Origin of the sequence: Aureivirga sp. CE67, assembly GCF_015767245.1 — a bacterium.
Taxonomy (GTDB): Bacteria; Bacteroidota; Bacteroidia; order Flavobacteriales; family Flavobacteriaceae; genus Aureivirga.
On the sequence record NZ_JADOTV010000001.1, the window covers coordinates 513,653 to 530,559 of the forward strand.

13 protein-coding genes are annotated in these 16,907 nt (G+C 30.3%); 2 read left to right on the forward strand and 11 right to left on the reverse strand.

Annotation, left to right across the window (positions count from 1 at the left end; translation table 11 throughout):
• Positions 1 to 378: 378 nt before the first annotated feature.
• A complete protein-coding gene (locus tag I0K12_RS02255; RefSeq protein WP_196885276.1) occupies positions 379 to 1,725 on the forward strand; it encodes a UDP-N-acetylmuramate--L-alanine ligase in 1,347 nt (448 codons plus the stop codon).
• 27 nt (positions 1,726 to 1,752) lie between these two features.
• On the opposite strand, the gene I0K12_RS02260 is transcribed toward I0K12_RS02255, so the two are convergent.
• The 6 genes from I0K12_RS02260 to I0K12_RS02285 all read right to left on the reverse strand — a co-directional run bounded on the left by I0K12_RS02260 (position 1,753) and on the right by I0K12_RS02285 (position 9,786).
• Entirely contained in the window at positions 1,753 to 2,544 is a 792-nt protein-coding gene (locus I0K12_RS02260; protein WP_196885277.1) for a septal ring lytic transglycosylase RlpA family protein, read from the reverse strand.
• A gap of 63 nt (positions 2,545 to 2,607) precedes the next feature.
• On the reverse strand, positions 2,608 to 3,348 hold the full coding sequence (gene rlmB / locus I0K12_RS02265; RefSeq protein WP_196885278.1) for a 23S rRNA (guanosine(2251)-2'-O)-methyltransferase RlmB: 741 nt from the start codon (positions 3,346 to 3,348) through the stop codon (positions 2,608 to 2,610).
• A gap of 102 nt (positions 3,349 to 3,450) precedes the next feature.
• Positions 3,451 to 4,335, reverse strand: coding sequence for a hypothetical protein (locus I0K12_RS02270; RefSeq protein ID WP_196885279.1), 885 nt, complete (start codon positions 4,333 to 4,335; stop codon positions 3,451 to 3,453).
• A gap of 12 nt (positions 4,336 to 4,347) precedes the next feature.
• A complete protein-coding gene (locus I0K12_RS02275) occupies positions 4,348 to 5,319 on the reverse strand; it encodes a hypothetical protein (RefSeq protein ID WP_196885280.1) in 972 nt (323 codons plus the stop codon).
• 17 nt (positions 5,320 to 5,336) lie between these two features.
• The gene (locus I0K12_RS02280) at positions 5,337 to 6,749 is read right to left on the reverse strand and encodes a RagB/SusD family nutrient uptake outer membrane protein (RefSeq protein ID WP_196885281.1); all 1,413 of its coding nucleotides are present in this window, start codon (positions 6,747 to 6,749) and stop codon (positions 5,337 to 5,339) included.
• Positions 6,750 to 6,768: 19 nt separating this feature from the next.
• Positions 6,769 to 9,786, reverse strand: coding sequence for a SusC/RagA family TonB-linked outer membrane protein (locus tag I0K12_RS02285; protein WP_196885282.1), 3,018 nt, complete (start codon positions 9,784 to 9,786; stop codon positions 6,769 to 6,771).
• Positions 9,787 to 10,162: 376 nt separating this feature from the next.
• Here I0K12_RS02285 and I0K12_RS02290 point away from each other — a divergent pair, with 376 nt between their 5' ends.
• Complete coding sequence (locus tag I0K12_RS02290; RefSeq protein WP_196885283.1) at positions 10,163 to 11,440, forward strand: replication-associated recombination protein A; 1,278 nt, start codon at positions 10,163 to 10,165, stop codon at positions 11,438 to 11,440.
• Between the two features lie 315 nt (positions 11,441 to 11,755).
• Here the strand turns inward: I0K12_RS02290 and I0K12_RS02295 are convergent, their stop codons facing one another.
• From I0K12_RS02295 to I0K12_RS02315, 5 genes are all read right to left on the reverse strand, one after another.
• Positions 11,756 to 13,153, reverse strand: a complete 1,398-nt coding sequence (locus tag I0K12_RS02295) for a DUF5723 family protein (RefSeq protein ID WP_196885284.1) — start codon at positions 13,151 to 13,153, stop codon at positions 11,756 to 11,758.
• A gap of 1 nt (position 13,154) precedes the next feature.
• Positions 13,155 to 13,685, reverse strand: coding sequence for a hypothetical protein (locus I0K12_RS02300; RefSeq protein WP_196885285.1), 531 nt, complete (start codon positions 13,683 to 13,685; stop codon positions 13,155 to 13,157).
• Between the two features lie 262 nt (positions 13,686 to 13,947).
• Positions 13,948 to 14,628 (reverse strand): YjjG family noncanonical pyrimidine nucleotidase, encoded by a 681-nt coding sequence (locus I0K12_RS02305; protein WP_196885286.1) that lies wholly within the window; start codon positions 14,626 to 14,628, stop codon positions 13,948 to 13,950.
• Between the two features lie 34 nt (positions 14,629 to 14,662).
• The gene (locus I0K12_RS02310; RefSeq protein WP_196885287.1) at positions 14,663 to 15,544 is read right to left on the reverse strand and encodes a hypothetical protein; all 882 of its coding nucleotides are present in this window, start codon (positions 15,542 to 15,544) and stop codon (positions 14,663 to 14,665) included.
• Positions 15,525 to 16,847 carry a polysaccharide deacetylase family protein gene (locus I0K12_RS02315; RefSeq protein WP_196885288.1) on the reverse strand — a complete coding sequence of 441 codons (1,323 nt, stop codon included), beginning with the start codon at positions 16,845 to 16,847 and terminating at the stop codon, positions 15,525 to 15,527. Before I0K12_RS02315 ends, I0K12_RS02310 begins: the two co-directional genes overlap by 20 nt.
• Positions 16,848 to 16,907: the final 60 nt, after the last annotated feature.

The window sequence follows — 16,907 nt, forward strand, 5'->3', positions numbered from 1 at the left end:
ATGTCTTTATTAATATTAAAAAGGTTAAAAAATCATTATTTTTTTATTTTTATTTATAAAAAAATCGCTTTTCTCACATATAGGTGTTTTTTTTTAAAAATATAATAATTTAAATGAGAAATAAAATTTAATTATTACCATTTTAACCTTATTTTTAATTGTTTATCAATTATTTTTCATTAATAATATTCAATATGTTAGAATAGTAAATCATCACTAAAAAAACACTAAAACAACATTTATTATCTAGCCTAAATTGTATATGAATCTTTTTAATCTGAAACTTAAATTTGAATAATATTTTTATACTAGAAATTTGATTTAACCACGAATAAGTCGAATATTTGTAATACATTTTTACATTAGAAATCATTTTATATGAATATACATTTTATAGCAATTGGAGGAAGTGCGATGCATAATCTAGCTATTTCTTTAAAGAAAAAAGGACATACTATTTCTGGAAGTGACGACACTATTTTTGAACCATCTAAAAGTCGTCTACAAAAACAAGATTTATTACCTGAACAATTTGGGTGGTTTCCTGAAAAAATAACATCAAATCTAGACGCAATCATTTTAGGAATGCATGCAAAAGAAAATAATCCAGAATTATTAAAAGCACAAGAACTAGGTATCAAAGTATATTCATATCCTGAGTTTATATATGAACAATCTAAAGATAAAACACGTGTTGTAATTGGAGGTTCACATGGTAAAACAACGATCACGGCTATGATTCTTCATGTTTTGAATTATCATGGAATGGAAGTTGACTATATGGTAGGTGCACAATTGGATGGTTTTGACACAATGGTAAACCTAACAAATGATAATGAATTTATTATTCTTGAAGGTGATGAGTACTTATCTTCTCCTATTGATAGAAGACCTAAATTTCATCTTTACAAACCAAATATTGCTCTAATAAGTGGTATTTCTTGGGATCATATAAATGTATTTCCAACAAAAGAAAATTATAATGAACAATTTAAAACCTTTGTGGACTCCATTACAAATGGTGGTATTTTAGTTTATAATGAAGATGATACTGAATTATCTGAAATCGTTGAAAGTTCTGAAAATCCTATCAAAAAATACCCATATCAAACACCTGAATATTCTATAGAAGATGGTATCACATATCTTGATACATTTGACGGAATGGTACCTCTTGAAGTATTTGGAAAACATAATTTACAAAACATTGCAGGTGCAAAATGGATTTGCCAATGTATTGGAATTGGAGAAGAAGAATTTTACGAAGCTATCTCTTCTTTCAAAGGCGCAAATAAAAGATTAGAAAAAATTTATTCAGATAAAAACACAACAATTTTCAAGGATTTTGCGCATTCTCCTTCTAAAGTTGAAGCAACTACAAATGCTGTAAAAGAGCAATACACTTCAAGAAAAGTGATTGCTTGTTTTGAATTACATACTTATAGTAGTCTTAGTTCTGAGTTTTTAAATAACTATAAAAACAGTTTAGATAAAGCTGATGAAGCTATTGTATTCTTTGATCTTGAAGCTTTAAAAATCAAAGAAAAAAATATTCTAGATACTGAAGAAATTAAAAATGCATTTAACCATCCTAATCTAAAAGTATTTTCAAATACTAACGATTTAAAGGATCATATTGACTCTTTAAAACTAGAAAACTCAATTTTATTAATGATGAGTTCTGGAAACTACGGAGGATTAAATCTTCTTGAAATTATAAAATAAAAAAAGGGATTTTATAATCCCTTTTTTCTAATATTCTATAACGAAGCAATCTGGAAATTGATCTTTTATTTTCACTTTTGCTTCGTTCGCTTTTTCCTTCGATTTGAAGTTACCTAAAGTAAGCTTATAAAACTTTTTATCATCTTTTTTATCAACTTTTACATGTACTTCATAAGAAAACATTTCTTTCAGTTTGGTTGAAACTTCCATAAGGTTTACCATTTCAAGGTAATTTCCAATTTGAACTCCAAACCCTTTTACATTCACTTTCTTAGAATCTAGAACATAATATTGGAGATGATTAAAATTTACTTCTTCATTTTTCTTTTCTTTTACAAGTTTTGAATCACTTACAACTTCTTTTACTAATTCTTCTTTCTTTTTAATTGTATCTTTTGCTACTTCAAATACTTCTTCTTCAGTAATTTCTGAATTTTCAATTTCTTCGATTAAAACTTCTGCTAAGCCTTTTTTTACAAAACCTAATTCCTGCGCAGCAACTTTACTTAAATCAATTATCCTTCCAGTTGATTTTCTTGGACCTCTATCATTAATTCGAACAATAACTGATTTATCATTTTCTGGATTTGTCACTTTAACGAAAGTTCCAAACGGCAAAGTTAAATGTGCAGCTGTAAATTTAGAATTTGAAAATATCTCTCCACTAGCAGTGGTTGCTCCATTTAGTTTATCACCATAATACGAAGCTTCTCCTTTTGCTTTATATCCATTTTGAGCAAAAGTATTAATACATAAAATATACAGTATTATCTGTAATGCATTTTTCATATAATTATCAATTAAATTGTTTGATTTCAATTTTTAGTAAGTGAGGGGGAAGAGTGAAAATAAATGCTAATAAAATATTAGCATTTATATTTTTTATAGTCTTTGTCTTACAGCTTCATATAGAAAAGCTCCACAAGCTACAGAAACATTTAAGGAACTTATTTCTCCATATAAAGGTAATTTTGCTTTAGCATCCACAATCTTTAGCACTGAAGGATTTACTCCTCTATCTTCAGAACCCATTATAATCGCTGTTCCTTTATTTAAATCAACTTCATATAAAGTGTTCTCTGTTTTTTCAGTTGCAGCTACAGATTGAATCTCATAAGATTGCATTAAAAATAAAGCATCTTTTATATGATCAACTTTACAAATTGGTAATTTAAAAGCTGCTCCTGCTGAAGTTTTAATAGCATCTGCATTTAATGAAGCACTCCCTGCTTTTGGTACAATAATAGCATCTACCCCAGTACATTCTGCCGTTCTGATAATTGAACCATAATTTCTTACATCTGTAATATGATCTAAAATTAAGAATAATGGTTTTTCTTTTTTAGAACATATTTCATCAATCAATACTTCCGCTTCATGATATTTGATTGGAGATATCTGTGCTACTACACCTTGATGGTTTTGATTTTTAGACAATCTATCTAATTTCTCTACAGGCACAAAACTAGTTGCAATATTATGCTCTTTAATAAGTCCATTTAACTCATTATATAAACTTCCTGTAAGTCCTTTCTGCATAAATGCCTTCTCAACTGTTTTCCCTGCTTGAATAGCCTCAATTACAGCTCTTAAACCAAATATTTTACTCAATGATTTTTCCATTTTGCAAAGGTATACTAAATTATAAAAATGGAGTCTATTTTTTAAACAAAAAAACCACCTCTTTCGAGATGGTTTTTTATATTTCATTCAAAGATAAAATAATTATCTTGTGTAAACTGTTGTTCCTTCAATTGCTCCTGGAGGTGGGTAACCAAAATCACCACTCCATATAAGAGTAATTGTATCATTTTCTGGGTCATAAGTTCCTTCGTACGTAATCGTATCAGGACCTCCACCTTCTCCACCTGAGTAACCAGATAAGAAGCTACCACTAAATGCTCCACATGCATCACTATTTAAATCTTCTTCTATTAGTTGTTCAGAACCAAAAATTAAAGTATATCCTCCACCACTAACGTCTGAAAATTTAAAAGTACCATCTCCATTCGAAGTAATTGTTGCTACTCCTGTTAACGGACCATTCCATTCAGGAGAACCAAATCCATGAGATCCAGTTGTAGAGTAATTCCATTGCCCACTTAAATTAGCGGCTTCTAAATCAATAGGTTCACAAGTTAATTGTTGAAAATTTAGAGTATATGTTAATCCTACAAAACTATTCTCAATAGGAAATAAATTTGGATGATCTGAATCTAAATCTAAAACTATTTTGAAATTCTCAGCAATTGCTACTGCTGGATCATAATTAAGAGTAACATCAACAAATCCTCCTATTTCATTTGCAGGGACTACAAAAGATGCTTCATTTATACTATAGCTAGACGCTGGTGCTGTTGTTGCATCCTCATCAACAGTAATTTTAAACTTTCTATCTGCATTATAAAAATGAGATGCTGCAACTGGAATTTTAACTGTTGCTTCACCTTGACTTTCAATTACAATATGATTACCTGAATCTGAATTGAAGTATAAAGATGCTAATCTTTCTTGTGATAAATCTACATCAGTATCATCATCACTACACGATGTAAAAATCATCGCAAAAGCAAATAATATGCTTAAATATTTTAATGTTAATTTTTTCATGATTTTTTTATTTTAGAATCCTAAATTAATTGTTACAACATCATATATTTCATTCTCACTAGCTTCATTTACAAAATATAATACGTAATGAGCAGTAACTGTTTTTCCACAGGTATCAAATGAAGATGCTGGGTATTCACTAGAATCATAAGCGTGAGCTTCCATAATTCTTAATTCTTTGTTGTCATATGTTGCAAAGTAAGAATCATTTCCTTGACCAGCTATAGAAATTGTTGGATTATTAAAATCTGAGTTATCTAATGTAAAGAAAGCAAACCCTTGATTTTCTGGATATTCATATGTACCTCCTGCAGTTGCAGCTAAAATTACATTATATAAATTAGTTAATTTATAAGTAACTATTTGAGTTCCTTCTCCTGAAGACACAATAGATTGAACTTCAGATCCGAAAACATCACCATTGTAAATATCAATAGAAGCTTCTGATCTAGCTCCTGGTGTTTTAGGTGTTTCTGGTGTTCCTCCAAACTCTTCTGCAAATAAAGCACATTCATCAGTATCGATAAACAATTCAAAAGAGCTATTATTTTTAGCTTCTCCTGGATATCCAAATGTGATATTATTATTAGAATTTGTTAATGTAAATACTAATGACTTATTATCATCTGTAACTGCATTATCTTTTACCATTACTTTTAAAGTATCAGTTAACTGACGAGTAGCGGGATCAAAACTAAATGCTGATTTACCATCAACAATCTCATAATCAGCTGAAGTGATATTATTTTCTGTAATAGAAAAATCTACAGTTGTATTAGATGAATTATTTGAATTCGCATAAAATGCAACGATTTCAATTATTTCAGAACTTGTTTCAATTGTTTGTGCATTATTTGTTTCGAAAGCTGCAAAAGCACTTCCTGGAAACTCAAGCACATCAGCAGTAACCTCTCTATCATCACAAGAAATTAATGATAGCCCTACTGCTGCTGTTAATATTGATGATTTTATAAATTGTTTCATTTTTTCCTAGTTTAAAATTAGTAACCTGGATTTTGTTCAAGATTAGGGTTTGCTTGTATTGCTCCTAAACTTATTGGTAATTGGAATCTGTGATCTCCAGCAGGTAATTCTCTTACTAATGCAGGTGTTCCTGTTCCATCAGCTTTATCCCCTTTATTTGAACGAATTATACTTTCTCCCCAACGTTTAATATCAAAGAACCTATGCCCTTCAAATGCTAAATCTAATCTTCTTTGTAATTTAATTTCATTTAATAATAAATCACCAGAACCAGAGAATTCAGCTAATCCTCTCGCTACTCTTAATTCGTTTAGTGAGTTTAAAGCTTCTGTTTCATTCCCTATAAAGAAATATGCTTCAGCTTTGTTTAATACAACCTCTCCATAACGGATTGCTTTTGCATCAACCTCTCCATTTGAGTTATTATCTTTTCCATACCACTTACGTACATTATTATAAGGTGAACCTGCCCAATCTCCTTCGATTAAGTATGAAGCTTTACGAATATCACTATCTAAAAACTCTAAGAAGAAATCATAATCAAAAACATACTCACTTCTAATTCCAGCTGAACTAGATTGAGAATAACTTGTTCCAATTGCAATATTGTCTTCAGCAGTAATTACGAATTTTAATAATACTTCTGTTTCTGAAGTATCATTCCAAATTCCTTGAAAAGCAGTTCCTGTAGCAAGAACATCATTTACTTCATTAGCTGCATCAATAGCATTTTGATATTGTCCAGCATATAAATAAACTCTAGACAATAATGCATTAACAGATTTTGTATTAAATCTACCAACTCCATTATTGGCTGCAATCATTGTCAAAGCATCTTTTAAATCTTGAATTACTAAAGCATATGATTCTGCAACATTAATTCTTGCAGGAGTTTGTAATGCATCTACTTCTGTTACATAAGCAATTCCAATACTTTGATTTGCATCAGCACTTTGAGTAGGAATTTTAGCATAATATCTTAAAATATCAAAGTGAGACATTGCTCTTAAAGCTAATGCTTCTCCTTTAAAATTATTCTTATCATCCTCTAATCCATTGAAATTCTCCAGAGCTTCTAACATTGTATTTGCTCTATTAATTGCAGAATAACAAGTATAGTATGGTCCAGGAGTATTATTTGAATTATATAACCAGCTATATGGCGTACGTTCTGATTGTCTACCGTTTTGGTTAATAATTAAGTTGTCAGATGTTACATCAGGAATAATATACATTGTTCCTCCATAATATCCTTCATATCTCATATTAGAATAGATACCTCTAATTCCTTGATCGTATTCATCTTTTGTTACATAAGTGTTATCATCCGTAACAACACTATCGAATGGCTTAATCTCCAAATCTTTTTCACATGAAGTAAAAGAGATAGCAGATACAAGTATTCCTATTGATAAGATTATTTTTTTCATTTTTTTACTTTTAAATTAATTAGAAACTGATATCAATTCCAAACATGTAAGATCTTGTAGTTGGGTACGATCCATTATCATAAGCTCCAGGCACTCTTGTTTCTCCAACTCTATAACTTTCTTCAGTTTGAATTCCAATTTCTGGATCTCCTTCATAGTTTGGAGCATAAGTCCATAAATTTTGTCCTTGAACATAAACGTTTACTTTACTTAAGTAAGCTTTCTCAACTAATTTTTGAGGAATATTATATGATAATTTTAAAGTTCTTAAACGGATATAAGATCCATCTTGTAAGAATCTATCAGTTAATTGATTTGAATTTAGTCTTGAGAACTGTGTTGGAGAAGGTAATACTCCAGTATCTCCTGGTTGTCTCCAGTAATTAAATGCAGAAAGTTGTTGGTTATCAGCAACATTATTACCATCAGACTCTAAACTCCATTTTCTTCCATTTAAAATATAGTTACCATACTTAAAGTAGAAACTTGCAGATAGTTCAAGACCTTTCCAACTAGCTCTTGTAAATACAGTTCCTGTAAAGTCAGCATTAACAGTTTTTCCATCCAATGCTACTGCATCTTCACCGCTAAATTGATCTGTTACATTTCCATCAACATCATAGTATAATGCATGTCCATTTGCTGGGTTAACTCCTGCATATCTTACTAAATAATGAGTATAAATTTCTTGACCTTCTTCAAGGATTAGACCAGTTTCGTAGTAAGGTTCTCCATCTACTAATTCATTTACTTTAGTATCAGCGAATGCGATGTTACCTCCAACAGTCCAGTTAATTCCATTATACCCTCTTAAGATATCTCCTGCTAATTCTAACTCGATACCTTGTGTTTGGATTTCTCCAACGTTTTCCACTCTTGAGTATCTCCCTCCTTCTGCTGGAAGTGGTACAGTTAATAATAAATCAGAAGTTACAGACTTATAGTAATCTACAACCCCACGTAAACGATTGTTAAATAATCCATATTCTATTGCGATATCAGTAATAGCTTTTTGCTCCCACTTTAAATCAGGGTTAGCAACTTGACCTGGTGCAGAAGACGGTTCGTTTGCATAAGAAATATATCCTGTTAAACCTAAAGAAGCATATCTTCCGATTTGGTCATTTCCTAATGTACCATATGAAGCTCTTAATTTTAAAGCATTAATAACTTTATTATCTTTTAAGAAGTCTTCAGTATGTAAATTCCAAGCTGCACTTCCTGAGAAGAAAGTACCGAATCTATTTCCTTCACCAAATACTGAAGATCCATCACGTCTTACAGTTGCAGAAGCAATATATTTTCCATCATAATCATAATCAACGTTACCTGCTAATGAGAAAGTTCTTTTTTGAGATCTTGTACCTCCAGCTCTATCTGGCTCAGCACCAGCATCTAAAACATTGATATCATCTTTTGAAAATCCTACAGCTCTTACATTCCAGTTTCTGAAATCATTACTAATATACTCAGTTAAAGCTAAAACACTTAAGTTGTGTTTTTCATTAAATGTAGTATTGTAACGGATGATATTTTGGAAGTTATATGTAAAAGAATATGATCCTGATTCAGCTTTATTACCTGGTTTTCCTTCTTCACTTACATATTGAGATAAAATACTTGAAGGGAACATTGAAGACTCACTCTTACGAATATTGTAGTTTGTTCCTAATTTCGGAGTGTATGTTAAGTTTTCTAAAATTTTAGCTTCAGCAGAAACAGATCCGAATAATCTGATGTACTCATCTTGCTCAGGGTTTTTTCTAATTGCTTCTATAATATTATATCCAGCGTGCGTTAAGTTATATCTTGGTTCACCTTTCTCATCTAATAAATAGTCTCCATTTTCATCTTCTAAAAATACAGTCTCATATGGATTATATGTTCTTGCAGCAACGAAAGGACTCTGTACATTATTTCTATCTCTAAATCCTACTGATTTAGTGTAAGATACTGATGACTTAACATCAAAAGTTAACCAATCTTTAGCATCAAAGTTTAAGTTCACACGAGCTGTAGTTTTATCGAATCCATCTACACCTCTAATAACTCCTGTATCACTATCATTTTGTAATGAAACAAAATAGCTAGTTTTTTCAGTACCACCATTTACATTAAATCCTAAAGACTTAACAGTACCATCTCTTAAAATTGTATTTCTCCAATCATGATCGTTAGCTACTAAATCATTCCACTCAGCTGTTGTAGTAATTCCAGCTCCAACACCAACTCCTAATTCTCTTTCGTATCTTAATTTTTGATCTGCATTCATTAATTCTATTCCACCATCTAATCTTTCAGTCATACCATACTGTGCTGTTACAGAAAACCTAGCTTCTTGCTCTCTTTTACCACCTTTTGTAGTAATAATTACAACCCCGTTAGATGCACGTGCCCCATAAATAGCAGCAGCTCCAGCATCTTTTAATACAGACATTGTCTCAATATCAGAGTTGTTAATTAAGTTAAGTGCATTCTCATCAATTGGCACACCATCCACAATATATAATGGCTCTTGTCCTGAAGAAATTGATCCAACCCCTCTAATTCTTACGAATGCAGTTTGTCCAGGCTGACCGTTAGCAGCAGTTACGTTTACCCCTGATGCTTTACCTTGAAGTGCATTTGCAATATTAGTAGTTTGAGCTACTTCTTGAATATCTTGAGCAGAAACTGTAGAAACTCCAGCTGCAGTTGCTCCTCTTTTTTTCTTAACGTATCCTAAATCTAGTTCATCTAATACGTTTCCGTTCTCTAATGTTACATTGATTGTTGAAGATTCTCCAACTTTAACACTTTTATCGTTATATCCAACGTAACTAAAGATTAAAGTTTGACCTTTTTCAACTTTGATAGAGTAATTTCCATCAAAATCAGTTTCAGTACCAGTACTTGTGCCTTCAATCACAACTGAAGCACTAGGTAATGCTCCATCACCATCTGAAACAGTACCAGTAACAGTCATCTGTTGGGCAAAAACAACATGCCCCACTAACACTAGTAAAAGTGTTATAATTCCATTAAACTTTGTTTTCATTATATAATTATTTGAATTAATTAGTGCCAAAAATCTTAAATAATACTTAAAATTCCAACTTTTTAGTTAAAAAAAAGTAAATATATTTTAAATTAAAGTTAATATATAGAGATTTTGATAGTAGATTTTTCAATTTTAATCAAAAAAACTCAACCCACCATAAATATAATTCAATTATATTTACTTTATTCCTTAATTTTTTAAATGATATCTAAATATGATTCATAAATAATTTTTATTTACAATTTATTAACACAATCAGGATATATACTTTAATTAGAATAGTTCTAAATATTAAGAGACTCGCTAAAAGATTAGGTTTTAAAAGCCTTTAACAACTTCTTATTTTTCTAAAAAGTTATCATAACTTTGTTGTATGGAAAAACCGTTAGCAGAAAGACTTCGACCTAAATCATTGGCTGATTTTTTTAGTCAAAATCACCTTGTAGGAGAAAAAGCTCCTTTAAAAATTCAGATAGAGAATGGAATTATACCTTCCATGATTTTTTGGGGTCCTCCAGGTGTTGGAAAGACAACTTTGGCTACAATTATTTCGAATACGACAGATCGTCCATTTTTTTCTCTAAGCGCTATAAATTCTGGGGTAAAAGAAGTACGAGAAGTAATTGAAAATGCAAAAAGAGAAAAAGGACTTTTTACTACTAAAAACCCTATTTTATTTATTGACGAAATTCATCGATTTAGTAAATCGCAGCAAGATTCTCTTTTGGGAGCTGTAGAACGAGGATGGATTACTTTGATTGGTGCTACCACAGAAAATCCGAGTTTTGAAGTAATTCCCGCTTTACTTTCCAGGTGTCAAGTGTATGTTTTGAATCCTTTTGAGAAAAAAGATTTAGTCTCTCTTCTTGAAAAAGCAATCTCTGAAGATATTATTCTCTCTAAAAAGAAAATTAATCTGATAGAAACAGAAGCTCTATTAGAAATTTCTGGAGGAGATGCTAGAAAACTTTTAAACACTTTTGAATTAGTAATTCTTTCTGAAAACAAGGAAGAAGTAGAGATTACTAATAAAATGGTTTTAGAAAAAGTTCAAAAAAATAATGTTCGCTATGATAAAACTGGTGAACAACATTATGATATTATTTCTGCTTTCATCAAATCTATTCGTGGAAGTGATCCGAATGGAGCGGTTTATTGGTTAGCTAGAATGATTGAAGGTGGTGAAGATCCAAAATTTATTGCTCGTCGAATGATAATAGCCGCATCTGAGGATATTGGAAATGCAAATCCAACTGCTTTGATTATGGCAAATAATACTTTTCAGGCAGTAAATGTGGTTGGAATGCCAGAGTCTAGAATTATTTTAAGTCAGTGCGCTACTTATCTTGCTTCTTCTGCGAAAAGTAATTCATCTTATGCTGCAATTAATTCTGCACAACAAATTGTAAAGAAAACTGGTGATTTGGCTGTTCCACTACATTTGAGAAATGCACCGACAAAATTAATGAAGGATTTAAATTATGGGCAAGATTATAAATATGCGCATGATTATGAAGGGAATTTTGTAGCACAAGAATTTTTACCAAAAGAATTATCGAATACGAAAATTTATGAACCAAGTAGAAATCCTAGAGAAGATGGATTGAGAAATTACTTGAAAAGTAAATGGAAATCGAAATATAATTACTAATCTCTATGGCTTAGGGATTGGAATGGAAAGCTTTTGCTTTAAATAAAATTAGAAAATATTGGCAAACGGAGGCGACCTAAGAAGCCCACGTATTGCTTAGATTTTCTTTTTATTTGGAGCAAAACTTGAAATGGAAAGCCCGACTTTTTTCCTTTTCTGAAAAAGGAAAAAAAGGAAGCTCTTAATATTAAATATTATCATGATTAAAATCTTGTAAGAATATTTTATGTAATTTAAAACACACCCCTAGCCCCCCTCAAGAGGGGAACTTAATAATCTCTATATTTTATACAAAATCAAATGTGATAGTATCTATTATTTATCTTTATTTTTTCCGTCAATTATGAAATTCATTCCGAACTGTAATCCAAGTTGGTTGGATTTATAAATGTTTGCAACTTCTAGCACATTATCAAAAATTCCATACATCTGGAAAAGTCCGAACTTAGCGGAAAGTCCAATTCCGACATTTGTATATGAATAAGAATCTACGGTATAAGTGATTTTCGAATATAAATTTCGGAAAAGTCTTCGCGAATAAAAAGCAGTCAATGCCAATCTTGGTTTCTTCGGTCTGAAGACTGTATAAATCTGTCCACCAACTTCTTCTCGATATTCGATGTCATCAATCGTGTTGTAGCAACCACATTTTTCCATAATATGAAAACGATAAGATGCAGAAGCATTTAACTTCAATGGCCTCATGGTTGTATAGCTTGAATAAATGGTATCTCGCGGAATACTTTCATCAAAATCATCTTCTAGCTGTTGCCAATAATCTAGTGGTTCGTCTGGATTGAATTGAAAATCGATTCCTTGAGTTGAAAAATCACCATCGGCGATATATGATTTATTATGCACTGAATTATTTACAAATCCAAGATCTTGGAAACTTCCAGTAACTCGCCACTGATCTGTAACATCATAAGTAAAACCTCCATCAAGACCTAAACCAAGACCTCCACCAAAAAATGTGTTTCGGACATAATCACCTGCTGTCGGATCTGCATCATTATCATTATAAATAATTCCTGATGTTTGTAATTTGATATAAACATCTTCAAAATTGTGCGAATAATAATTATCTGTTCCTTGAGAAGTATAATAAGTTCCTCGACTATTTGTCAATTTTATATTTGCTGCACTTGAGTATAATTTCAATCTTCCTCCTAGCGTCAATTTTTCATTCACTTTTTTGGCTGCACCAAAATGTAAAACTCCAAGTAATTCTCCTTTAACGGTTATATCTCCTAGATTGTATCTTTTGTCTAAAATAGAAGTTCCTTCAAAGAAAAAATGTACTGCATCTTCTGGATAATGCATAAATACATCTAGCTCTTGATAAATTCCGGCACTTAGGTATATTTTTGACTTCGGAAGGTGAAAACCAACATTAATAATATCCATTTGTTGATTTATCTCGAAATAGTCATTTTTATCCAAATCATAGGCAATTTCTCTCAATTTCTCAACAAAATCAGTATTATTTTTAGAAAAAACGTCATATATTGATACATTTTTTAAACCTACATTTGTATAAATTCCGGACAAGGCCGGAAAACCAATATGGTATTTATATTCTGGAATTATGGATGGATTTAAAAGCTGTGATTGTGGAATTGCTCTAAAATCATATAACACACTTTTTTGCTGTGCAATCAGTTTAGAAACACTAAACAATATAATTGCTAAAACTAAAATATCCTTTCTCATTTTAGTGAATATTTAGGTGAAAAATTCCTGAAGATTCGAAGTGTAAAAACATGTCTTCTGTAAAATCATCACTATCTTTCTGAGAAGTAAGCTCGATCACAATTTCTCTAGAATCTTTTAAAGCATCAATTCCTTCATCTTCTATTGTGTGAATAAACATTTCTTCCTTGCCAGAAGGAGCAAGTAAAGGACCTACTTGATAAATTCTTTCTCCTGCATCATTTTTGAAGAAAATATTTACCAAAGTATTATAATTAAATCTGTTATTAATTGTGAATTGTAAATCTAATTTGACTAAATGCTTTTGTACGAATTCTTGTTCAAAAACATCAAATCGAGTACTGTCTTTTGCAGATACAACTTCCAAATCTTGGTACTCTGTAAAATCGATTCCTTTTAATGTAAAATGAACAATTGATAATTTATTTTGGGTTAAAAACTCTGCATCATCTGCTTGATCAAAATCAAGACTATCCGTACATGAAAAAAGCAAAATGGAAATCATTCCAAATACAAACAACCATTTTTTCATATTCTAATGTTTTTAATTAATCTTAACTACTATTTAAAACAATAAAAATTAATTTTTATTATATAATTATGTTATTTTAATCGAAATAATTTATTTTTAAAATCAATATTTTAATTATTAATTTTAATTTGAAATATCGTTAAAATTAGGGTACAAAAATCCTACTGACACGATTCTCTTGATCGTCCAGCAAGTTTAAAATTCTATATAAATATTACGTAAATTACTTATTTACAAAACATTAAATAAGAACAACTTTGAATTAAAGTATTGAAAATAAATCTTTTAATTCATGAATTTGAGTAATTCCTTTTTCAGTTGTGTCTCTATTAAAGTTACAAAAAATTGTTTGCATTCCGACATTTTTTGCTCCTAAAATATCCGTCTGTAAATTATCTCCAATCATCATCGAATTTTCAACTTCTGCTCCCGCTTTTTCCAAAGCAAATTTGAAGATTTCAGGATTTGGTTTATTCACACCAACACATTCGGAAGTTACAATCACATCAAAGTAAGATTCAAGTTTAGAATTCTTGATTTTTTTATTCTGAACTACCTTAAATCCATTCGTAATGATGTGTAAAGTATATTTTTCTTTTAAGTAGTTTAAAACCTCATGTGTGTTTTCAAATAACTGATCAAACTCAGCTAATTTCTCCAAATATTCTTCTCCTAAAAAAAGAATTTTATCATCTTGTATTTCATAATTCAAAGCATCAAAAGTATCTTTTAATCTACCATATTTCAAAGCTTCTTTTGTTACTTCATGTTTAGCATATTTCTGCCAATATTCATGATTTATCGGTCTGTAGAATTTCAAAAATTCTTCTACATCAATACTCGTATTTTCTTTTAAAATAGCTTCCAAAGCAAGATCTGAATTTGTTTCAAAATCCCACAAAGTATGGTCTAAATCAAAAAAAATGTGTTTTATATTATTCATCTATCGTGTTTTAATCTCTATTGAAAAAAGTATTTTATTTAATCTTAGAAAGCATTCCTGATTTAAATAAAGTATAATGCGTTTCTTCGGCACCAAAACTATTAAAAAAATCAGCGATACTAGGAATATTAGATCCTCCAAAATCAAAAAACAACTCTTTTCCTATATGTTTTCTAACGACAGAATCTAACAAAAAAGTATTTGCTCCATTCTTACGATTATTGAAATCTGTAGCTGTAATCAGTGTTGTGACTTTATTTTTATGCAGTAAAAAGAAGCCAATTGCCACGATATTAAACGATTCATCTTCTACAGTGTACAATTCTCCTAAATTATTTTCAAGACAAAATTTTATTATTTTTTTAAGATTTTCATAGTCTGCATCTTGAATATTAGAAACTCTTCCTCCAATATTTTCTCGAAACATCTTTATCAAATCTTCCATATTTCCTTTCTGAGAGAAGTTTAAATGTGAATTTACAGCTCTTTTCATGTCTTTTCTTCTTCCCTTATTATAACGTTTAGAAATAACCTCATAAGACTCTCTCAAGTCGATTAAAGAAATATTCCCAAGACTTCCTTCCAGGACATTATCTGAATTCAAACGAAACTCCGAAAAAAGATATTTTTTAGAAACATATTCCAGAAGCTCTTTCTCTACTTCTTTATTCTTTTTCAAATAAAAAATTCCTAGTTCTAAAACCCAAAAAGGATGGTACACATATTTGATTCCATATTTCTTACGAATTGGCAATGGCATCACAACTTCATAATCTCCATACACCAAAACTTCCCAATTTTCTGCAACAATATCTAAATACCAACTAAAAGCATACAATCTTGAATTTTCTGCTTTTTCAATGCAATTATTATATTTTTCTAAATTAAGATCTTTCTTATTGAATCTTTTTATCATTCTTTAATGTCATTTCTTTTACAAATCCTTCGTATATATTTTCCCAGTCTTTCCAACGTTCATTTTTACTAAAAATTTCATTGTGAAAAAGTGTAATCAAAGTTCCGTTTACTTTCTGTACTTCATTTTTTATCGCTACCATTTTCCTAAAAGCTTCTTTAGGTTTAAGTTTTAAATAATCTCTCAAAGTCGCATCCATCACAGCAAAAGGATAAACTTTTAGTGGCGTTTGAATTTCATAATCCAAATCATAAAAATAAAATGGTGTACATGTACTAGCTCTAAAACCTACATGACTCGGATATCCCATCGTATAATCTTCTAAAACTTCCAAATCTATTAAGTTCTGATAAGTTTCAGGTAAATCTAATCTTAAAAAATGTTGACGAGATTGATATATCGGTCGATTTAGAATTTTTTCTAATCGTGTTTTCTCTTTTTTCAATTTTTCACTATTTCGCATCGTAAAATAAGAAGGATGCAAACCTACATCTGCATAATCCGAAACAGATTTTATCAACGAACGAAATTTTGTATTGGTAGCCGAAATATTTTTATCATAAGTCGTATAATCTCCAATTTGGAAGAAAAACAAGGTCTTGATCTCATATCTATTTTGAATCTGAATTATTCGATCAAAAGCATCAAAAGGATCTTTTAATAAACCAAAAATTGACAAATAACGCTGAATCATTTTTCCAATTCTCAAACTCAAAATATCTCTCGAAGTCCCCCCTAAAGTTCGGATGATTCCTTTGTGCTTATAATCAAAAGCAATATCAATATCAAAAGTAGAAATATATTCAAACTCTCTTTCTATCACTTCAAAATCCGGATAACGTTCTTTTAAAACTTTCAAAAATTTATAAGCCCAAATATCGATCACAGGAAATTCTAAAAAACCACTTTTATATGCTAAACTCTCACTTGCCGGAAATCGTTCATACTGATCTTCTTTATGCGGAAAATATTCTTCATAGCGACTCAATAAATAAAAACCAGCTGCAAAAATATCAAATGGAATAGAAGAATTCATACTCGGAAAAAAGCATGGAACTTCTTCCCAAGAATTCATCGAAATCTCTACATCCTGAATCCCTTGTTGAAAAAGTAAATCATGACTTCTAATAAAAAACTCCTTTCCCAAAGCTTGTTTCGCATACGTTAATTTTGGCCCACTAAAAGACACAAACTCCGAAATATCACTTGTAAAAGAAATTTCAATCTGTAAGATTCTAACAAATATATGTTTGAAAATATACGTTAGTCTCGGCGTAATTTTATGTGAATAAATTAAAATCAATGTTATTTATTTTTAAAATTAAACATTATCACGACTCGTTTAATATTTACAGATTTTTAA